Source organism: Gracilimonas amylolytica, from assembly GCF_002911695.1.
GTDB lineage: Bacteria > Bacteroidota > Rhodothermia > Balneolales > Balneolaceae > Gracilimonas > Gracilimonas amylolytica.
Map to the genome: position 1 here is coordinate 28976 of NZ_PQBS01000037.1, position 22123 is coordinate 51098.

The window sequence follows — 22123 nt, forward strand, 5'->3', positions numbered from 1 at the left end:
ATGGAATTTTCAATCATTGACTACATCGTAATTGTTGTTTACCTGATTGGGGTGGCCTTTCTTGGGTTGAGAACCTCGGGTAAGCAGACCTCCAATAAGGATTATTTTTTAGGCGGGGAAGGAATGCCGTGGTGGGCCGTTCTATTTTCCATCGTGGCAACTGAAACGAGTACGCTGACCTTCATTAGTATTCCTGCCGTGGCTTACGGTGGTAACCTCACTTTTTTGCAGATCACAGTAGGATATGTGATCGGGAGAGTTGGGGTTGCTCTGTTCTTTCTGCCAAAATATTATGAGGGAGAACTGTTAACGGCTTATACCTTTCTGGAAAGGAGGTTCGGAGCCGGAATGCGAAATGCAGCGAGTACCACTTTTATGATCACGCGTCTGCTGGCAGATGGGGTTCGATTATTTGCTACGGCAATTCCGTTAGCCATAATCCTTCGTCTGGGTGGAGCCTTTACCGGCATGGGTGACCTTCAGCTGTACATCATTGCCATTGCGGTGATCACAGGGATCACACTTATTTACACCTTCTTTGGAGGGATAAAGGCGGTGGTTTGGATGGATTTTGTACAGATGCTCGTATATATAGGTGGTGCATTTATTGCGATATTCGTGCTATGGAATAACCTGCCGCAGGACTTTTCACTGCCTGTCGAGAAACTTAAGATCATTGATATCGGATTTGATATGAGTTTCGAGGAATTCATCCGTCAGCCCTACACATTGATCACTGCTATTGTGGGTGGAGCCGTATTCTCGTTGGCCTCGCATGGAACCGATCATTTATTGGTACAAAGGGTATTGGCAACGGGAAGTTTGAGGTCGGGCCAAAAAGCCATGATCTGGAGCGGAATATTAGCCATGTTACAGTTTGGGTTGTTTCTTGGGATTGGATTGCTGCTCTTTATGTTCTATGAAGGCGTTTCGGCAGAAGCACTTGGCCTGGCTACAACCGATGAGATCTTTGCCAAATTCATAGTTGAGCAACTACCGGTAGGCATATCCGGACTGATCGTTGCGGCACTATTTGCGGCTGCTATGAGTAGCCTCAGTTCCTCACTAAACTCACTGGCCTCCTCAACTACCTACGATCTTTATAAACCCTATTTTGGAAAATCAAACACGGATGCCGAGGACCTGGCCATCTCCAGAAAGATCACATTGGTGTGGGGGATCATCCTTTCCGTTTCAGCCATATTCTTTGCTTTCCTTCAGCTTCAGGGGGGAGAAAGGCCTGCTATCGTTGAACTTGGATTAGGTATTGCCTCGTATACATACGGCGGACTACTCGGTGCGTTTTTGTTAGGAATGTTGTTTGATAAACCGGATAAACGGGATGCTATGATCGGTTTTTTTACGGGATTGTTCGCCCTGCTATTTATGGTTCAGGGACCCATTCAAAATGTATTACCGGGAAATGGGCTTGCCATTGCGTGGCCACTTTATACCCTGGTGGGTTCATTGATCGTAGTGCTGACGGGATTAATATCAAACCGTGTGAGGGGTAAGGGAAATGATCGAGAATGAAGAAACGATCCATAAGCTATATTCGGCGCTGCAAACTCTGGATCATAAAGGAATGATCCAATGCTACCATCCGGAAGCCACGTTTAGGGATCCGATCTTTGAGTTGAATTCAAAAGACGAAATAGCCGGTATGTGGACCATGCTTTGCAAAAGAGCCAAGGCATTCGAGTTTCACTATGATGAAGTATGGGCTGATGAAGATGAAGGGGGAGCTACCCTGAATGCGAAATATTTGTTTTCTCAAACTGACCGTATGGTACACAACCATATCCATACCCGGTTCAATTTCAAAAATGGATTGATCATAGAACATGTTGACACCTTCGATTTCTGGAAGTGGAGTCGGCAGGCCTTGGGTCTTCCTGGTGTCGTATTGGGTTGGAATTCCTTGCTACAGAGAAAAGTACAGAATCAGGCATATACGAATATGAAGCGGTTCATGAAAGAGAATTAAAAAGCCATTCTGAATTCTTTAAGGATCAATTTTGTAGTTATAATTGAATCTTAAAAGCACAAAATATTATGGCACATAACGTTAAGATACTTGAAACCGAATCCGTAACTCACGATGTGAAGAAACTGACCCTCGAAAAACCTGAGGGCTATGAATTTGAACCCGGTCAGGCTACAGAGGTAGCTATTGACAAAGAAGGGTGGAGAGATGAAAAACGTCCTTTTACCTTTACCTCTCTGAATGAGGATGAACATCTTGAATTTGTGATCAAGATCTATGAGGATCACGACGGGGTGACTGAACAGATCGGTAAGCTTAAGGCAGGGGATGCATTGATCATTGAAGAACCCTGGGGAACGATTCAGTACAAAGGCGAAGGCACCTTTCTTGCCGGTGGCGCAGGCATTACTCCATTTATCGCTATTTTCAGAGACCTTCACAAGAAAGGAGAAATTGGAGATAATAAGCTGATCTTCTCCAATAAGGCTGACAAAGATATTATTCTAAAAGAAGAGTTTAGTGAGATGTTAGGTCATAACTTCATAAACGTGATCACCGATCATCCCACGGATGAGCATATCTTCCTGAATGGATTTATTGATAAGGATTTTCTGGCTTCCAGGATCGATGATCTTGATCAGCCCTTCTACGTCTGTGGTCCGGGGCCATTCAACGAATCAATGATGAATTACCTCAAGGAATTAGGGGCAGATCCTGATGCTTTGATCTTTGAAGAGTAAGGTCCACATCAAGTTCACATCATTAAGGTGTGTTTAAGTGATTTTAAAGCCCTGATTTCCCCCGGTTCAGAACCGGTTCACATTACAAACGGCCTCAGCGCTTGTTTTAAGGCATATTTGTAATACTTTAAGGTTGAACAAATCGCTAACCCGAATTTGTTCATCTTGTTAACCTTCCGGTTTTTCGGGGTGTTTTTCTTAAAAAACAGAGGATCTCTTTGATACGATCAGAGGGGTCCTTTTTTTATTTCTAACAGAATGTGGAAGCATTTCTCCTTATTCAAATGATCTAGGCTTTTTGGGTTTCAGATCATTTGAACCGAGCTTCATGTGCGCCTGACAAGCAACTGCTGATTTCAAACCAAAGGTGCATTTAATGGAGATAGCTACATTTTTAGAACATCTCAGAACAAGTGAGCATATTTTTTTTAATACCTTCTCTGTATGAATAGTGCATACAGGTATTTATAGATAAGTGTCAAAAGGTGAGTTATTCTTCTGTTTTATGTATGTTCTTGCTAAAAATTAAATGGCACACGGCACCCATAACGCATTGGATGATCCGAGGAATGAAAATGTCCTCATCTACATAAATGGAGAGTTAAAACCTCGTCCAGAGGCTAAGATTTCTGTATTTGACAGTGGTTACCTGGTGGGGGATGGAGTCTGGGAAGGATTCAGGCTTCATCATGGTGTACTTGTATTTATGGATGAGCATCTGGATCGATTGTTCCAGGGGGCTAAGACTATTGGAATGGACCTTAAGATGAGTCGTGAGCAGATCCGGGAAGCGATATGGAAAACCCTGGATGCCAACGATATGACCGATGGCGTTCATGTTCGCCTGATGTTCACCAGGGGAATCAAGAAGACTCCATCTCAGGATCCACGACTAACAGTTACAGGACCTAATTTGGTTATCATTGCAGAGTATAAAAAAGCCGATCCCGAAAGCCGAAACAAAGGGGTGACCTTATTTACAAGCACGATCAGAAGAGGGTCGCCGGATTATCTGGATCCCCGGCTTAACTGTCATTCAAAGCTGCATGAAGTACAGGCTCTAATTCAGGCCATAGAGGCCGGAGCGGATGAGGCGTTGATGCTTGATGTGAATGGATTTGTTTCGACCTGTAACGCCACGAATTTCTTTATGGTGAAGGGTGATGAAGTGTGGACCTCTACCGGTCAATATTGCATGAATGGGATCACCCGTGGCAAGGTGATCGAGGTCTGCCATAAACATGGAATTGTATGCAAAGAGAAGAATTTTTCACTGTTCGATGTGTATGGAGCGGATGAAGCTTTCGTTACCGGAAGCTTTGGCGGCCTGACACCTGTTACCGCCATTGATGGTCGGGTGATATCAGAATCGGTTCCCGGAAGGATGGTTTCCAAACTTCAGAAGTTATATGAACAGGAAATTGATCGTACTGTGAGCGAAAGGTCGGTTTAGACGAAATAAGAATTTAATATGAGCCTGAATGGAATACTTCAGGTCGTAATCAAAAAGTAAAGACAGAATACATGCTAAAGACAAAACGAATTTGTTTGTGGAGCGGTCCACGTAATATCTCTACCGCACTAATGTATGCTTTTGGTCAAAGAGAGGATACGACTATTGTTGATGAGCCCCTATATGCTCATTATCTGGTAAATACGGATGCCAATGAATATCATCCCGGAGCTGATGAGGTCATACAAAGTCAGGAGAATGACGGCCAAAAAGTTATAGATGAGGTCATTTTGGGAGATTATGATACCCCCATCGCATTCTTTAAAAATATGACCCACCATCTGGTGAATTTGGACTGGGGGTTTATGGAAAAAACCACGAATGTGATCCTGACCCGCCCCCCGAAGGAAATGCTGATATCCTATTCCAAGCATGTGAAGAATCCAACCATGCAGGATGTTGGCTATGAAAAGCATCTTGAACTGGTCAAATACCTGAAATCGATCGGGAAGAAACCGGTCATCGTTGATGCCAAGGATATATTGCAATACCCTCAATCCCGTTTAAGAGAGCTCTGCGGAACCCTTGGAATTCCATTTGATGAAGCTATGCTGAAATGGCCGGCAGGTCCGCGTAAAGAGGATGGAGTATGGGCTAAGTACTGGTACCATAACGTACACCGTTCTACCGGTTTTAAGGCTTATAAAGCCTCTACTGATCCGATTCCTGAACACCTTGAAGATCTGCTGGAGCAATGTGAAGAAGCCTACGAAGAGCTTCTTACTTACGCCGGAGATTAATAAAAAAAAGCTCACAGTCTGTATTAAGCCTGTGAGCTTTTTGAGTAAATTATTATTGAACTATAGTTCAGGTCGGATCAAAGTCTGATCGTTTCACTTCGTTTTGGTCCTGTTGATATGATGGTAAACTTCACTCCAAGATATTCCTCTATAAAACGGATATAGGACTGAGCCGTTGAAGGCAATTTATTCCAATCTGTGATGCCCTCAATAGAATTTTTCCAGCCGGGCAGGGTGGTATAAACCGGTTCTACTTTTTCGATCTCATCCAGCGAGAGAGGGAAAACCTTCGTCTCTTCACCATCGATCTTGTAAGAGGTACAAACCTTGATCTCGTCAAAGCCATCCATCACATCCATTTTGGTGAGAGTAAGCTCATTCATACCGTTGATCTGAACCACATATTTTAGGGCTACGAGATCCAGCCATCCACAGCGTCGCGGGCGACCGGTGGTAGCTCCAAACTCGGCTCCTTTCTTGCGCAGTTCTTCCCCGGTCTCACCGAGTAATTCCGTTGGGAAAGGTCCGTTTCCAACACGTGTGCAATAGGCTTTGGTGATACCCATCACCTTATCCAGTGCGGTTGGGGGAATTCCTGAGCCAATGCATGCCCCGCCTGAGGTAGGAGAGGATGAAGTAACGTACGGATAAGTGCCGTGATCAACATCCAGGAGTGTACCCTGGGCGCCTTCCAGTAGAATGTTTTTCCCTTCATTGATACCTTCGTGCAACAAATTGGTGGTATTGCAGATAAAAGGCTCGAGGGTCTGAATGGCGTCTTCGAGCTCATTCATAAGGTCGTCTGTGCTAAGCAGCGGTTCCTTATAAAGATTCTCAAGAGCAAAATTTATATCAGTCAGGTTCTGATCGATCTTGGTTCTTAGGGTCTCCCGATCCAGCAGGTCGATCATTCGGATCCCAATGCGAGATACCTTGCTGACATAAGCCGGGCCAATGCCCCGACCGGTGGTTCCGATCGCATCTCCGCCACGGCGTTTTTCTTTCAGCTGATCCAGCAGCTTATGGTAGGGAAGGATCACATGGGCGGTTTGACTAATTAAAAACCGGCCTTCCAGGCTGAATCCCATGTCCTGCACCCCTTTGATCTCTTCAACCAGGGCCACAGGATCTATGACCACACCATTGCCGATCACACAATCAGCGTCCCCGTTAAAAATTCCGGATGGGATGAGGTGGAGAACGACTTTTTTGTCATCGAATTTCAGGGTATGACCGGCGTTGGCTCCACCCTGAAAACGAACCACAAAGTCCGATTCAGAACTGAGAAGATCGACGATCTTGCCTTTACCTTCATCGCCCCACTGGGCACCAATTACAACTCTTGTACTCATAAGTAAATCAATAAAAAAGGGGTGCAAAACACCCCTTATCAGTTATAGAATTAAATCAAATATTAATCGTCAAATGATTCGGCGGCTTCTTCCACTGATTTGTAGTGTTTGAAGACCGTGATCAATTTGGTGACAACCAACAGGCTTTCGATCTTGTCGGTTGCATTGGCGATCCTAAGATCTCCACCCGCTTTACGCATGGTGGTAAGGCCGCCAATCAGCATACCGAGACCGGATGAATTCATGAATTTAACTTTACCAAGATCAACTACAACATTGGTCTTACCGGCATCGATGAGTTCGTGCAGTTTTTCGTTAAGACTAACCGCATCAGGGCCACCCATTACATTTCCCTTAAATTCGATAACAACGCTGTTGTAGCGTTCTGATGTATTAAAGCTCATAGAATTACCTGTTGTTTTAAGATTTTAAGATTGTTTTGTGCGTTGTTCTAATTCAACCACTAAAGAACTGGCTACAAACAGTGAGCTGTAAGTACCCAAAACGATTCCTATCAGCAGTGCAAATGAAAATCCTTTCAGCACTTCTCCGCCGAAAATAAACAGCACAAGCACCACAAACAAGGTGGTTAAAGAAGTAATTACCGTACGGCTTAAGGTGTCATTCAGGCTCTTGTTCACCATCGGCATGAAATCCATCCCTTTGTGGACGTTTGAATTCTCCCTGATGCGGTCAAATACAACCACAGTATCGTTAAGGGAGTAACCCACAATGGTGAGGAAAGCGGCGATCAATGCCTGATCGATCTGCAAGCTGAATGGAACCCAGTCTCCCAGTATCGTGAAGATACCGAGTACGATCACCACATCATGCACGAGAGCTGCTACCGCACCGGCCGAGAAGGTCCAGTTTCGGAAACGGATCAGGATGTAGATGAAGATGATCACAATGGCATAGATCACAGCCTGAAGAGCTCCCCATTTCAGATCTTCTGCAAAACGGGGACTGATCACATCTGTTTTTACCACGATAAAGGGGTTATCGGGATGAAATTCCCTGACCGTGGAGGATATGATCTGCTGAACTTCAGCGATCTCCTGTTCATTATCGGTTCTGATGAGGATCTCACTGTCGGAACCGAAAAGTTTCAGTTCCGGGGTACTTCCAAGCGGCTCAGAAAGATCTGAACGTAGCTCAACCACACTGATCGGGTCCTCAAAATCGAGAACGAATTCTTTACCTCCGCGGAAGTCAATTCCGTACTGGAGTCCTTTCGTCAAAATTGCCCCTAAGGAGGCGATGAAAAGCACGGCAGACAGGATATAAGCTATCTTGCGCTTTCCGTTAAAATCAATACTTGGTGTTTCAAACCATCTCATAATATTAGTCTTTTAGTCGTTTTAAATTTCTTTTTGTGGATCAACCGAAGCTTACTGCACTCTTCTTGGTTTGTGTCAGGTAATCAACCACAACACGGGTGATCACAATGGCACTGAAGAGAGAAGCTACAATACCTGCCATCAGCGTAACGGCGAAACCTTTGATCGGCCCCACTCCAAAACTGAACAGGATGATAGCAACAAAGAAGGTGGTTACGTTGGCATCCACAATAGCACTCATGGCATTTGCATAACCGGCTTCGATCGATGCCTTGATGGTTTTTCCGGTGCGCTGCTCTTCACGAATACGGTCAAAGATCAGCACGTTGGCATCTACCGCCATACCAATGGTCAGTACAATACCGGCAATACCCGGCAGGGTCAGTGTGGCTTTGAAAGCAGCCAGAATACCGAGAATAAAGATGATGTTAAGCAGCAATGCCAGGTCAGCAATACCTCCACCGGTTCGGTAGTAAACGATCATAAAGATGGCCACGATCCCAAGTCCCACAAGAATGGAATTCAATCCGGCCTGAATGGATTCAGCACCGAGGGTAGCACCAACGGTACGCTCTTCCATGATCTCAAGAGGAGCCGGGAGGGCACCTGAAAGCAGAATGTTAACCAGATCCTCCGCTTCACTTACTCCATCAAGTCCCGTGATGGATGATCGACCATTGGAGATCTTGGTTTGTACGTTAGGATAAGAGAAAACAAAACCATCCAGTACAATGGCAACCGGTTTCCCGATGTTGGCACCGGTGATACGTCCCCATTTACGGGCTCCTTCACTGTTCATGCTCATAGATACCTCAGGCACGTTGGTGGCGGGATCAAATTGAACGCTGGCCGCTTCGATCACATCGCCGGTCAGTTCAACCTGAGTTCTCACACCGATGAGCTGATAAAGCTCTTCTCCTGCTTGTCCGGGAAGAGGATTTGCACTCCACATTACCGTGGTGTTTCGCGGCAGCATGCGCTGAACTTCTTCATTTCTAAGAAGGTCCATAACCCGTGAGGTGTCATCAGGCGTTGCGTAGCCAAACAGGTAAGGGTTTTGAGCCGGAACAAGCACTTCATCCAAAGGATTGAATTGATTGTTTACAACGCTGTCTGCAGTGTCAGCTGGTTGCTCAAAGGAGTCGTAATACTCGTAGGTTTGATTTACGAATGAACGAAATTCGTCAGCATCGGCCGCCAAACGGAATTCCAGTCGTGCCGTTCCTTTAAGAAGGTTACGCACACGTTCTTTGTCCTCAACACCCGGAAGCTCAACCACAATACGGTTCTGTCCCTGCTTCACAATAGAAGGCTCGGTTACACCATAACGGTCAACACGGGTCCTGATAATTTCGATGGCACGATCCAGGGCAGACTGTCGCTGCGTTTTCAGGAAAGTGGCGATCTCCTCGTTGGTAGAACGACGGGTGATATCCATGGCGTCATTTCGGTAATAACGGCTCAGGCGCGCATCAGGATCCCTTGATTCAAACTCAGCAACCATTTCATCAATGAAGTCACTGTTATTTTCAATAGAACGCTGATCAGCTACATCGATCACGTCATTCAATAATTCGTCGGCGTTTTCGCCGGCCAGTTCCCTGATCAGCTGGGGTACACCCACTTCAAGGGTTACGTGCATTCCGCCCTGAAGGTCAAGCCCCAGGGAAAGTATATTTGAGCGAAGGTTTTCAAGTTTCTCCGCGTTTTCTTCGGTGTATTGAGCCGCTTCAGAAGCACTGAGATCCTCAATATAATTCTGCTCCAGTTGATACTGCACCGTCGGGTACAGGTAGTAGATGGTAAGGGCTAAGAAAGCCACTATCGTACCAATTTTAAATCCGTTTCCTTGCATGGTAATATGATTTATTAAGTAATTTGTTGTTTTGGATGTTTTGAAAAATGATCGGATCCGTCTGTTAATAAGTAACGGATCAGTGTAGCATCAGAACCACATCTTAAGGTCCTGTTACCAAAAATAAAGAAAAGTCGTTGGTCGCTATGGAGCGTTTATGGCCGTTCCACTGGTAAAAGGAGAGAGGTGGTAGCTGGTAGCAGGCTCGGGGTTACTTTGATTCCCTGTTTCTGCAGCGATCGGTTCATCTTTTGAGTACGCTACCGTTGTTTTTCCATTGGGTGAAAATCCATCTGCAGGGATCAGGGAATAGGGCTGAGCCTGTTTAATGATCACAGCTTTAGCCATGCCCGATGAGGATTCCTGATAGGAATTCCACTCTTTGATCAGCAGTTGGTACACTTCACTTTCATCCTGAGATCCATCTCTGACCGGTAATTCAAAATCTTCGGCGTGGGCTGTTACAAGGGCAGAAGCCTGCCTTACAACGGTCTCGAAACCTTCTTGTGAGGATGAGAGTCCGCGGATCTGATCTGCAACGCCGGCATTACTGCTATTTTTCAGGTTGGATTGCAACCATAAAGCAAAGGCATCGTGCGTTTCGTGCACACCGGCCGGCTTCAGGAAATAAACAATGATCCCGGCCAGCAGCAGCGCTGCCCCATAGGTTTGGATGATATGTTGGCGGAAAAATTTCATACAGACCTAAAATATAAACAACTAAAGATCCATTATGAATAGAATTTCAGAAAAATTACTAAACGGTGACCTTCGCAAGTCTTTCAAACTCTTCTTTCAGGAAACGGCCGGTATGTGACCGATCTATTTCGGCCACTTCTTCCGGAGTTCCGGTCGCAATGATCTCACCACCGCCCGCACCGCCCTCAGGACCAAGGTCGATGATCCAGTCGGCTGCTTTGATCAGGTCCAGATTATGTTCGATGACCATCACCGTATTTCCTTTTTCAACCAGCCTTTGGATCACATCCACCAGCATGCGCACGTCCTGAAAGTGAAGTCCTGTGGTAGGTTCATCCATCACGTATAAGGTATCACCGGTTCCCACTTTAGATAGCTCACGTGCCAGTTTGATCCGCTGGGCTTCACCACCTGAGAGGGTTGTGGATGATTGCCCTAAAGTGAGATATCCAAGCCCCACATCCACCATGGTGCCTAAAATTCGGCTGATGGCCGGTTGGGCATCAAAAAACTCAGCAGCTTCACTGATCGGCATTTTGAGTACATCAGAGATATTTTTTCCCTTGTAGTAGATCTCGAGAGTCTCACGGTTATACCGTTTGCCATTGCAGGTTTCGCAGGTCACGTACACATCAGGCAGGAAGTTCATCTCGATCTTGCGAACACCATCTCCATTACATTCTTCGCAGCGGCCACCCTTCACATTAAAGGAGAATCGCCCCTGATCGTAACCGCGGATCTTCGATTCCGGTAATTCAGCAAACAATCGGCGAACGTGATCGAATACCTTGGTGTAGGTACCGGGATTGGATCTCGGGGTTCGCCCGATCGGACTTTGGTCGATGGAAATGATCTTATCCACATTGTCGATGCCTTCAATAGTATCGTAGGGAAGGGGAACCGTTTTGGATTTGTAAAAGTGATTGGAAAGTATAGGTACCAGCGTCTGATTGATCAACGAACTTTTCCCGCTCCCGCTCACCCCGGTCACACTTATGAACTTGCCAAGCGGTACTTCCAGTTCCTGATGTTTCAGGTTATGTCCCCGGGCGTTAGTAACTTTGATGGTTTTTTCATTGCCTTTGCGTCGTTTTTCCGGGATGGCAATGACTTCCTCATCATTCAGGAATTTGGCGGTATCCGAATTTGGATCCAGTTCGTCGGGTTTACCAGAGGTTACGATATGACCGCCATTAACACCGGCTCCGGGGCCAAGATCTACCACAAAATCAGCGTGTTCAATAGTCTCCCGGTCATGTTCTACCACAAGCACTGAGTTGCCAAGATCCCTGAGCGTTTCAAGAGATCGAATGAGTTTGATGTTATCTCGCTGATGAAGGCCAATACTTGGCTCATCCAGAATATAGAGAACACCTACCAGTTGAGTTCCTATTTGAGTGGCCAAGCGAATTCTCTGAGCCTCACCGCCACTGAGTGTCTGTGCCTCACGGTCCAGGCTTAGGTAGGTCAGCCCGACATTCAACAGGAAGTCCAGCCGGTCTCGGATCTCCTTCAGCACCTGATTACCGATGATCTGCTGTCGCTCTGTGAGGTTTATTCCATACAGGGTATCACGCAGCTCCTGAATATCTTTCTGCACCAGGTCGTGGATGGTGTATCCGTCAATTTTGTAGGAGAGGGCCTCTTTATTGAGCCGTCCACCCTCGCAATCGGGACATGTCACCTTATCCATAAAGGCCTTGGCCTTATCACGCTGCTTGTTAGATTTACTGTTGTGATACTGATCGGTGATGGTATTTCGCAGGCCCTCAAACTTATGTTTATAAGTGACGGAATTATCCTTGAAATCATAACTGACTGAGAATTTTTGATCTCCGCTGCCATTCATAAGCAGGTCTTTCAATTCTTCCGGATAGTCCTTGATCGGAGTATCGAAATCCAGATCAAAAGTTTTGAGAATGGCTTTGAGCTGCTTGAATACAAATATATCCCGGGGGGCTCCCAGAAAGCGGATCCCGCCCTCAGCTATGCTTTGCTCTTCATTTGGAACCAGAAGTTCCCAGCTTACATCGTAGGTGTAGCCCAGGCCTTCGCAGGTATTGCAGTAACCGTAGGGTGAGTTAAAGGAAAATAAATTTGGGGCAGGATCCTCATATGCCAGACCACTCTCCGGATCGAAGAGATTCTGTGAGTACAATTGGTCCTTAAATTCATCGTCTTCTTTGATGGCAAGGATCACGTTTCCATCGGCCATTTCCAGGGCCAGGCGAATACTGTCGGCAATGCGTTTTTCACTTTTTTGAGAGATCACAAAGCGGTCTACCACGATCTCAATATTGTGAGTTTTGTAGCGATCCAGCTTCATGTCTTTTTCCAGGTCGTGGAATTCACCATCAATGCGGGCACTCACAAACCCCTGTTTGATGGTTTGTTCAAACAGCTCGCGATAGTGTCCTTTTCGTCCCCGTACCACCGGAGCCAGGCAATAGGCCTTGGTGCCTTCCGGCATGTCCATCACATTGGCAACTACCTGATCGGCGGACTGCTTTTCCATTTTGTTGCCCGTTTTGTAGGAGTAGGGCGTACCAACGCGGGCATACAACAACCTGAGAAAATCGTAGATCTCTGTGACCGTACCAACCGTGGAACGGGGATTTCGGTTGGTGGTCTTTTGGTCGATCGAGATCACCGGTGAAAGTCCGTCAATGAAATCTACCGCAGGACGTTCCATCATACCCAGAAACTGCCGGGCATAGGCGGATAGGGATTCCAGGAATCGGCGCTGACCTTCCGCGTAGATGGTGTCGAAGGCGAGTGAAGATTTCCCTGAACCGGAGAGTCCGGTTATGACCACAAGCTGATCGCGGGGAATATCGATATCAATATTTTGAAGGTTGTGTTCGCGTGCTCCGCGTACTACAATATTATGCTGCAATGGAATGATTGTTTTTGAAATTCAGAACTTCACAAAATACAAAAACAGCTGACCGAATGCCTTCATTCCTTAAAAGAAAAGTCCGGTTCAAAAATCGAATATGAGTTTGAAAAAGGGACGGAATATAAGATAAGATCAGTGAAAGTGACTGTTATGGTCATTCCCGCGATGGCGGAAATCCAATATCTGCCACGATTTCGATTCTTAAACCATACCAACTTAACATATCCCAAGCCTAAACCATGGTTTAGCTAAGCCTGTACCCTACAACTGATGCTGCCGGGAAATGCTATTGTACTCTCTCACAAACAGTCGATTTGGAAACATACCTTCATCATCCTCAGAATAATCCGGTTTGATACGCTTCACAAAATACATCGGGACTTTACCCATGTACTTGGTTTCGATATCGCCACGCGGTTCGCATTCAAAGAAATCCTTGACCCGCTGATAGGTTGTTTCTGAGATATTGATCTGATTTTCATCCGAATGTTGTTCGAGTCGGGCCGCCAGGTTTACGGTTTCTCCCCACATATCATAAGCAAAGCGTTTTTTACCGATCACTCCAACCACGGCTTTACCGGTGTGCACCCCGATGCGAATCGGGAGGTAAGGAGTTTCTGACAAACTTTTCTTGCTGAAATCCCGCACAAAATCCACGATCTTGAGAGCTGTCAAAACTGCATCCACCGGGTGAGTGGAGTTTCGATCGGGCAAACCACCGGCCGCCATATAACTGTCACCAATGGTTTTGATCTTGATCATATTATGCTGAGCCGTAAAATCATCAAACTTGTCAAAGTAGAAGGAAAGGCTTTCAATGAGTTGCTCCGCTGAAAGGTCAGGCACCACTTTGGTGAAGCCTACAAAATCGGTGAACATAATCGTGGAATCCTCATAACGCTCGGGAGTCACGGTTCCATAAGCCAGCAGGTTTTCAGCGATCTTTTCAGGGAAGATATTGTGGATCAGCTCCTCATGTTCCTGTTTGGTGATCTCAAGTTCCTTATTGGCTGCATTTAACCCGCTTTGCATCTCACTCAGTTGATTGTTTTGAGCGAGCGTATTTTTATAGGTCGATATCAGCAGGTTCACAAGGTGTGAGTAATCCGCCAGAATATTGTAGGTTTTGCCTTCTATGTTAACCTCAACAGTACTTACTTCACTTACCGGAGGAGGGGGATTTTGAAGTAACTCTTTTATTTTGGTGTACAGCGTGTCATCGTCATATGGCTTGGTAAGATAATTATCGGCCCCCGCCTCTATACCTCGCATGATGTATTCGGTGGTGACCATGGATGTGACAAGGATCAAAGGGATCTTGTTGAGCCTTGAATCTTTTTTGATGCGTTCACACAGCTCAAAGCCATCCATGACGGGCATTTCAACGTCACTGAGAATGAGATCGGGATATTCTGTTCGGGCCAGCTCTAAGGCATCTTCCCCGTTTTGTGCCGTCAATACTTCGTACCCTTTTTGAATTAATTTATGCCTTGTAAGTGTTACAAGGGCAGGATGGTCATCAACAACCAGTATGCGTGGTTTTGTTTCTAACATAGTGTGTTATTTGTATTTCCCTCAAATGTAAGTTTGAATGCCGTAAGGTATAAGAAAATTGAGCATTAAGCAGTAAAAACCGATAGTTTTAAACCCAATTAAAAAATTATAAGATTTATGCCTGAAGTTGTACATAAAAGTTGGTCGCCGATCTCCTGGAAAGAAAAACCGGTAAAGCAGTTACCTGATTATCCGGATCAAAAGGAGTTAGAGCAGTGTTATGAAATGCTTAAAGACCTGCCACCTTTGGTGACATCCTGGGAAATTGATGCCTTGAAGAATAAACTGGCGGATATTTCTGATGGCAATGGTTTTTTACTGCAGGGTGGTGATTGCGCAGAGAGTTTTGATGCAACCAAGGCTCCAAAGATCGTCAACATGGTGAAGGTGCTGCTTCAGATGAGTTTCATTCTGATCCATGAGATGGGCATACCGGTATTGCGGGTAGGGCGAATAGCCGGGCAGTATGCCAAACCCCGTTCCAATGATTTTGAGATGGTAGATGGGGAAGAGATACACAATTATCGTGGTGACCTGATCAATGGATTTGAATCTGAGTCAGGTATTCGGATTCCGGATCCCCAAAGACTGATAGAGGGTTATCATAAAGCAGGGTTGACGCTAAATTTCCTGAGAGCTTTGTCGGAAGAGGGATTTGCTGATCTCCATCACCCCGAGCAGTGGGAACTCGATTTTATGCGGAATAATGAATACTACGCTGAGTATGAGGAAATGGTCTCATCCATTACCAAGGCTGTGAAGTTTGTTGAAGCCATTGCACCGGACACCTTCACGACCCTGCAGAAAGTTGATTTTTATACCTCACATGAGGCTCTGAATCTATATTATGATTCTGCTCAAACCCGTCCGGTTCCCCGAAAACCGGGCCACTATAACCTGAGTGCCCACATGGTATGGCTCGGTAACCGAACCCGTGAACTGGATGGAGCACATGTGGAATATTTTAAAGGGATCAATAACCCTGTTGGTATCAAGATCGGGCCGCCTTTTGAAATTGATGAAACTCTAAAGCTTATCGAAACCCTGAATCCGACCCATGAAAAAGGTAAGATCGTATTGATCACCCGCTTTGGGAAAGATCTGATCGAAGAACAATTGCCGGGATTGATCCAGGCGGTGAGACGTGAAGGCTTTCCGGTGGTCTGGAGTTCAGACCCTATGCACGGGAATACATTTAGTACCGGCGGGGGTATCAAAACCCGTAATTTTGATGATATCATTCGTGAGGTTCGTTCCGCTTTTGCCATTCACCGCTCTGAAGGCAGTTACCTGGGTGGAGTTCACCTGGAATTGACCGGAGATAATGTGACCGAATGCGTAGGTGGTGCCAAGGGACTTGAGGAAAATGAACTCAACCGAAATTATGAGACCTTCTGTGATCCGCGCCTCAATTATGAGCAAAGCCTCGAAATGGCCTTTCTGGTGGCTCGCGAATGGAAAAACAGTAGGGGTTAAGGCAACCGGCTGATCTTTAATCAGGTTTCTGCCAAAACTGTCATAGGACTGCCAAATAAGAAGCGCCCGGTCTGACATCTTATCCCAAAATGTCAACCGGTGTGTAATTGTATCATACCCATATTGCCCGTCTGTCATATTCAGGCTTCGCCGTAATAAGTTGGCATATGCCTTGCATATTCAAAGGTGAACAACGAATTAAAAAGAGAGGCAATCATGGCACTTATCAAATATTCACGACCAAATCTTGATGTTAACTCAAGAAATTTCAGCGACATTTTAGATGAATTCTTTAACGATTCACTGAATTATCGCAAAGATACCTTCATGCCAACCGTAGATATTTCTGAAACTGAAAATGATTTTCAGGTAGAAGTATCTCTTCCCGGCTTGAAGAAAGACGACATTAATATAGACCTTGAGAACGGACGCCTGACCATTAGTGGCGAGCGAAAGTTAGAGAACGAGGAGACCGGAAAAAATTACCATCGGGTAGAATCAAGTTACGGTTCATTCAGCCGTTCTTTCCAGCTGCCCGACAGCATTGATGAAGAGAGCATCGAAGCTAAATATGATAATGGTGTGTTGAACATCAACATTAAGAAGAGCGAAGAAAAGGTTAAGAAGCAGATCAAGATATCATAAGCTTGATCTGATTGGTTAAGAGGACCGGGGTTCTGTGAAAAGAGCTCCGGTTTTTTTGTGATTTTTACAAGGCGTTTGAGGCTACGCACAATTTTAAAGCTTTCATGCGTTGTAATATCGTAAATCAAAACAGACTAACTTTTTAATTACAAATCATGAATACGACTGTAAGGAATATATTTGGAGTGGCTGCGGCCATTTTAGTTCTATTGGGATTTAATCTGGCCACAGATTCAAGCTCCGTTAGCTTTAATACAGCTGAAAATGATAAGGTGAAATCAGCTGAGAGCAGATCCGTCAATACCCTTCAGGATTTTAACGATGCCATCGTGGACATCGCTGAAAAGACAAATCCATCCGTAGTAACCATTACCACCAAGCGAACAGAGGAAGTGCGGGTCATCAATCCCTTTGCTCAGTTCTTTGGAAACCCAAGAGATCAGGGTGAAACCCGTGAAAGAACTCAGCGTGGACTCGGTTCCGGAGTGATCGTATCCGAAGAGGGATACATCCTGACCAACAACCATGTGATCGCGGAAACGGATGAGATCACCGTAAGAATGTTCAATGGTAATGAGGTGAAGGCAGAATTAGTAGGAACCGATCCACAAACCGACATTGCTGTGTTAAAAGTAGAGGTGAATGATCTGCCGGCTGTAAATATGGGTGACAGTGATAATCTTAAAGTGGGGTCATTTGTATTGGCTATTGGAAGTCCTTTGGATGAATCACTGGCCCACACTGTTTCTTTTGGTATTGTGAGTGCACGCGGGCGATCATTGAATAATTTAACCGCCTATGGAGATTACATTCAAACCGATGCCGCCATTAATCCGGGTAATTCGGGTGGTGCCCTGATCGATGTGAATGGTAATTTAGTAGGTATCAACTCAGCTATTGCATCCCGATCAGGAGGAAATGACGGTATTGGTTTTGCGATTCCTGTGAATCTGGCGAAAAGGATCATGACCGATCTGATCGAGGATGGAGAAGTAAGCCGAGGATATCTCGGAATGTACACCGGTGGCGAAGTGGACCAAACCATGGCACGTGCCCTCGGTCTTGATAATATTCGCGGGGTGATCGTTGGACGCGTAGAGGAAGGTGGTCCTGCTGATAAAGCCGGTTTGCAACAACAGGATGTGATCGTATCGCTGAACGGAGAGCAGATCAGAAACTGGGATGCCTTCAGAACAGAGATAGCCTCCAAAAAACCGGGGGATAAGATCGAACTTGGCCTAATACGGGATGGGGATGAAATAGAGCTAACCGTTACCTTAGGTGAGCGTCCTGAAGGTGAAGTGGCCGCAGCCGATCCCGCACAGATGGAAAGTATGCAAGAGCGACTGGGTTTTACAGTGACCGGATTAGACGGATCCTTACGTGATCAACTACAACTGGATTCAGACACAGAAGGCGTGGTCGTACGATCCATAAGTGAAGGCAGTACTGCTTACGAGAGAGGATTGCGCAGGGGCGATGTGATAACCCGGGTTAAAAGGATCGAAGTATCAAGTTCTTCTGAATTCTATGATGAAGTTGAAAAAGCCATAGATGCCGGAGACGAGGTTTTACTGCTGACCGTGCTAAGGAACGATATCGAGCAGTTTATTGCTTTTGAGCTATAGAAGACTTTGTACCCCAAAACCAAGACCATGGTCCCTGATACGGATCATGGTTTCTATCTTACTGATTGATAAACTCTATTGAATGCCTTGGTATTTACGAATAATTACAAGGCATCTTTCTTCAGATGTTTTTATCTTAAGGGCGAAGAAATTTTTGATTTTGTACCCCGAAAAACCCAAACCCTGAGTTCTGATACAGCTCAGGGTTTTTTTATGGCATGAATTTCCCTGTCACAGAGGCTTATCCGACGATATTCATGCCACATTCATAAATCCTTCTATTTTATTTAACCTGAGTTCGAAATAATTCTTTTGAAGTTGTCATCCTTGTAGATGTTTTAGGTAATTCGATGACAATGTTGGTTAAGATGAAGACCCTGAAGGGGTCACATCTGAATAGCCCAGGATAAAGCCGCGTAAGCGGGTGCAACCCTGGGATACATAGTCCAAAAAAAGAAAACCCAAGAAAACAGAGATGCCAGTGTCTCTGTTGGTTTTCGCAGGGTTGCGGGAATCTGGTCATTAAAGAGAAGTTTGCCCAAGCTTCGAAAACCATGAGAGGTTTTAAACATGAATCGGGCGAAGCTTTGTTCAATGTACGCTTATTAACCCCGGACTGCTTCCATGCTATCGCATTTCATTGTCCGGGGTTATTCAGATGTGGCCCCTTCAGGGCTTTTTTAAATTTAGAAACTACCCTCGAATTATCTAACCTCTATAAGAGTGACAACCAAGAGGTAGTTTTATATCGAACTCACGTTATTTAGTCAGATGTGAATTTCGGCAGAAGCCGGTACTGAAATTATGTCAATATTCAGGTATAGGCATGATTTTGGTCATATTAATATCGAAACAAGAGAAAAAGGAGATTTTAATATGAACTTGAACAAATTTACGCTTAAAGCACAGGAAGCCGTTCAGAAAGCACTGGAGCTCGCACAAAGCGGGAACAATCAGGCGGTTGAACCGGCTCATATTTTGAAGGCTTTTCTGAGTGATCAGGATAGCATCGTAAACACATTACTGGGTAAGCTTGGGGCCAATCCATCAGCCATCAGTAAGGTAGTGGATTCCATTCTGGAACGTTTGCCAAAAGTACAGGGAGCATCCGTTTCGGGCCAATATCTTTCCAATACCAGTAAAGAGCTGTTTGATATAGCTCAGAAAGAAGGCACGAAGCTTGGAGATGAATATATCAGCTCGGAGCATGTACTGATCGGTATGGCAAGTATCAAAGGTGAGATCGCCAGCCTGTTGAATGACCAGAACGTGACTAAGGAAAATATTCTGAAAGTGCTTCAGGATGTCCGCGGAAACCAAACGGTTGATGACCCAAATGCCGAAAGCCGGTATGGAGCCCTGAAAAAGTACGGCCGCGACCTGAACGAACTGGCCGAAAAGAATAAACTGGATCCCGTTATTGGCCGTGATCAGGAGATCCGGCGCGTGATGCAGATCCTGACCCGGCGTACCAAGAACAATCCAGTTCTGATCGGTGAACCCGGGGTGGGTAAGACCGCCATTGCAGAAGGTATGGCTTTGCGAATTGTGCGCGGTGATGTGCCTGAAGGACTTAAATCAAAACGTATTGTGGCCCTCGATATGGGATCGCTGGTAGCAGGTACCAAATTCCGCGGTGAATTTGAAGAACGACTTAAAGCCGTGGTGAAAGATGTATCCGATTCTGACGGGGAAGTGATCCTCTTCATTGATGAGATCCACACACTGGTTGGAGCCGGAGCTACGGAAGGCGCCATGGATGCTGCCAATATCCTGAAGCCCGCACTGGCACGGGGAGAACTCCATGCCATCGGTGCCACCACCCTTGATGAATATCGAAAATACATTGAAAAAGACAAGGCTCTCGAACGCCGACTTCAAACTGTACTGGTTGGTGAGCCGAGTGTGGAAGATACCGTATCCATCCTCAGAGGATTGCAGGAACGTTATGAAGTGCACCATGGGGTTCGGATCACGGATGCGGCTGTGGTTGCAGCGGCAGAACTTTCGCATCGTTACATCGCTGATCGGTTCCTGCCGGACAAAGCCATTGACCTGATCGATGAGGCAGCTTCACGGTTACGCCTGCAAATTGATTCCCTGCCGGAAGAACTGGATGCCATAGAGCGACAGATCCGTCAGCTGGAGATCGAGCGAGAGGCCCTGAAACGGGAAAAGGATCAGTCCAAGATGAAAGGCATCGAGAAGGAACTGGCCGACCTTGAGGAGCAGCGCAAAACCATGCGTGTTCAGTGGGAACAGGAGCGTGAGCTCATCCAAAAAGTGCGTGATACCAAGCAGGCTATTGATGATGCCCGAAACGAAGCGGACAAGGCCGAGCGTCAGGGTAATTATGAGAAAGTTGCCGAATTGAGATATGGAACCATCACCAAGCTGGAAGATGAGCTGGAAGATGCTCAAACCAAACTGGATGAGATGCAGGAAGATCAGTCCCTTCTAAAAGAGGAAGTGGATGCTGAGGATATTGCGGATATCGTATCCAGGTGGACAGGCATTCCGGTGCGCAAGATGCTGCAAAGTGAGCGTAAGAAATTACTTCACCTGGAAGAGGTCTTGCATAAACGAGTGATCGGACAAGACAAAGCCATCGAGGCGGTATCGAATGCGGTTCGTAGATCGCGGGCCGGACTTCAGGATGAACAGAAACCGATCGGTTCGTTCTTCTTCCTCGGTTCAACCGGTGTGGGTAAGACCGAGCTGGCTCGTTCACTGGCAGATTTCCTGTTTAATGATGAGCAGGCGATGATCCGCATTGATATGAGTGAGTATATGGAGAAACACAGTGTCAGCCGTCTGGTTGGTGCTCCTCCGGGCTATGTGGGATATGATGAAGGTGGTCAGTTAACGGAAGCCGCTCGCCGGCATCCGTACTCAGTCATCCTGCTGGATGAGATCGAGAAAGCCCACCCTGATGTATTCAATATTCTGCTTCAGGTGCTGGATGAAGGTCGCCTGACAGATAACAAAGGCGTAACGGTGGACTTCAAGAACACCATCATCATCATGACTTCCAATATCGGTTCACACCTGATCTCCAATGAGATCGAGAAATCAGGTGGTAAAATGTCTGATGAGAAGTATGATGAGCTGCAGAACAAGCTGATCGAACAGCTCAAGCAGACGATCCGGCCTGAGTTCCTGAACCGTGTGGATGATACGATCGTGTTCCATCCACTGGGCCAAGAGCACATACGGGCTATTGTGGATATTCAAATGAGACGCGTTCACGAGATGCTGGCCAAGAGCCATGTGAAGCTGGATGTTCCGGACAATGTGAAAGACTGGCTGGCCGTGCGCGGATACGATCCGGTGTATGGTGCCCGACCGCTGAAGCGTGTGATACAGCAGAATATCACAAATAAACTGGCTTCACTGCTGATCAGCAGAGATGAGGAAGGCCCGGTTCATTTCGAGGCAACCATGAGCAAAAATGGGGAATCCATTGAATTTGCTGAGGTTGTGGAAGATGCCGAAGCCTGGGCAGAAGCGGATTAAGAATTAAAAATTCAAAATGATAGATTAAAAATGGGTTGTGGTGAAAGCTGCAGCCCATTTTTGTTTTGCTAAGTACTGACTTCCCTCCGGAGGGACACCGGTTCGTTCTTGCTCAAGTCGCTCTGCGTTGGAGCAATAAATTCATGTACCTCGATACTAAGGACTCGTATGAGCTTTTG

The 22123-nt window shown here is 45.9% G+C and carries 16 protein-coding genes; 9 read left to right on the forward strand and 7 right to left on the reverse strand.

The window, feature by feature from the left end; translation table 11 throughout:
• The 5 genes from C3B73_RS09580 (at position 1) to C3B73_RS09600 (ending at position 4980) form a co-directional block, all read left to right on the forward strand.
• Entirely contained in the window at positions 1-1533 is a 1533-nt protein-coding gene (locus tag C3B73_RS09580) for a sodium:solute symporter (RefSeq protein WP_103665388.1), read from the forward strand.
• Positions 1520-1987, forward strand: a complete 468-nt coding sequence (locus C3B73_RS09585; RefSeq protein WP_103665389.1) for a nuclear transport factor 2 family protein — start codon at positions 1520-1522, stop codon at positions 1985-1987. Before C3B73_RS09580 ends, C3B73_RS09585 begins: the two co-directional genes overlap by 14 nt.
• A 68-nt stretch (positions 1988-2055) precedes the next feature.
• Positions 2056-2727: an FAD-binding oxidoreductase gene (locus tag C3B73_RS09590; RefSeq protein WP_103665390.1), complete on the forward strand. Its 672-nt coding sequence runs from the start codon at positions 2056-2058 to the stop codon at positions 2725-2727.
• A gap of 529 nt (positions 2728-3256) precedes the next feature.
• Positions 3257-4180, forward strand: coding sequence for an aminotransferase class IV (locus C3B73_RS09595; RefSeq protein ID WP_103665391.1), 924 nt, complete (start codon positions 3257-3259; stop codon positions 4178-4180).
• A 71-nt stretch (positions 4181-4251) separates the two neighbouring features.
• Positions 4252-4980, forward strand: coding sequence for a sulfotransferase-like domain-containing protein (locus C3B73_RS09600; protein WP_103665392.1), 729 nt, complete (start codon positions 4252-4254; stop codon positions 4978-4980).
• A gap of 77 nt (positions 4981-5057) precedes the next feature.
• Here the strand turns inward: C3B73_RS09600 and C3B73_RS09605 are convergent, their stop codons facing one another.
• From C3B73_RS09605 to C3B73_RS09635, 7 genes are all read right to left on the reverse strand, one after another.
• Positions 5058-6332, reverse strand: a complete 1275-nt coding sequence (locus C3B73_RS09605) for an adenylosuccinate synthase (RefSeq protein WP_103665826.1) — start codon at positions 6330-6332, stop codon at positions 5058-5060.
• 62 nt (positions 6333-6394) lie between these two features.
• The gene (locus tag C3B73_RS09610) at positions 6395-6736 is read right to left on the reverse strand and encodes an STAS domain-containing protein (RefSeq protein WP_103665393.1); all 342 of its coding nucleotides are present in this window, start codon (positions 6734-6736) and stop codon (positions 6395-6397) included.
• Positions 6737-6760: 24 nt separating this feature from the next.
• Positions 6761-7672: a protein translocase subunit SecF gene (gene secF, locus C3B73_RS09615; RefSeq protein ID WP_103665394.1), complete on the reverse strand. Its 912-nt coding sequence runs from the start codon at positions 7670-7672 to the stop codon at positions 6761-6763.
• Between the two features lie 40 nt (positions 7673-7712).
• Positions 7713-9527 carry a protein translocase subunit SecD gene (gene secD / locus C3B73_RS09620; protein ID WP_103665395.1) on the reverse strand — a complete coding sequence of 605 codons (1815 nt, stop codon included), beginning with the start codon at positions 9525-9527 and terminating at the stop codon, positions 7713-7715.
• Positions 9528-9671: 144 nt separating this feature from the next.
• Positions 9672-10226, reverse strand: a complete 555-nt coding sequence (locus tag C3B73_RS09625) for a hypothetical protein (protein WP_103665396.1) — start codon at positions 10224-10226, stop codon at positions 9672-9674.
• A gap of 58 nt (positions 10227-10284) precedes the next feature.
• Entirely contained in the window at positions 10285-13122 is a 2838-nt protein-coding gene (gene uvrA / locus C3B73_RS09630) for an excinuclease ABC subunit UvrA (RefSeq protein WP_103665397.1), read from the reverse strand.
• 264 nt (positions 13123-13386) lie between these two features.
• A complete protein-coding gene (locus tag C3B73_RS09635) occupies positions 13387-14679 on the reverse strand; it encodes an adenylate/guanylate cyclase domain-containing response regulator (RefSeq protein WP_103665398.1) in 1293 nt (430 codons plus the stop codon).
• Positions 14680-14796: 117 nt separating this feature from the next.
• Here C3B73_RS09635 and C3B73_RS09640 point away from each other — a divergent pair, with 117 nt between their 5' ends.
• The 4 genes from C3B73_RS09640 (at position 14797) to clpB (ending at position 21944) form a co-directional block, all read left to right on the forward strand.
• Positions 14797-16155, forward strand: a complete 1359-nt coding sequence (locus tag C3B73_RS09640; RefSeq protein ID WP_103665399.1) for a class II 3-deoxy-7-phosphoheptulonate synthase — start codon at positions 14797-14799, stop codon at positions 16153-16155.
• A gap of 216 nt (positions 16156-16371) precedes the next feature.
• Positions 16372-16800 (forward strand): Hsp20/alpha crystallin family protein, encoded by a 429-nt coding sequence (locus tag C3B73_RS09645; RefSeq protein WP_103665400.1) that lies wholly within the window; start codon positions 16372-16374, stop codon positions 16798-16800.
• A gap of 155 nt (positions 16801-16955) precedes the next feature.
• The gene (locus C3B73_RS09650; RefSeq protein WP_103665401.1) at positions 16956-18428 is read left to right on the forward strand and encodes a Do family serine endopeptidase; all 1473 of its coding nucleotides are present in this window, start codon (positions 16956-16958) and stop codon (positions 18426-18428) included.
• Between the two features lie 876 nt (positions 18429-19304).
• Positions 19305-21944, forward strand: coding sequence for an ATP-dependent chaperone ClpB (gene clpB, locus C3B73_RS09660; protein ID WP_103665827.1), 2640 nt, complete (start codon positions 19305-19307; stop codon positions 21942-21944).
• Positions 21945-22123: the final 179 nt, after the last annotated feature.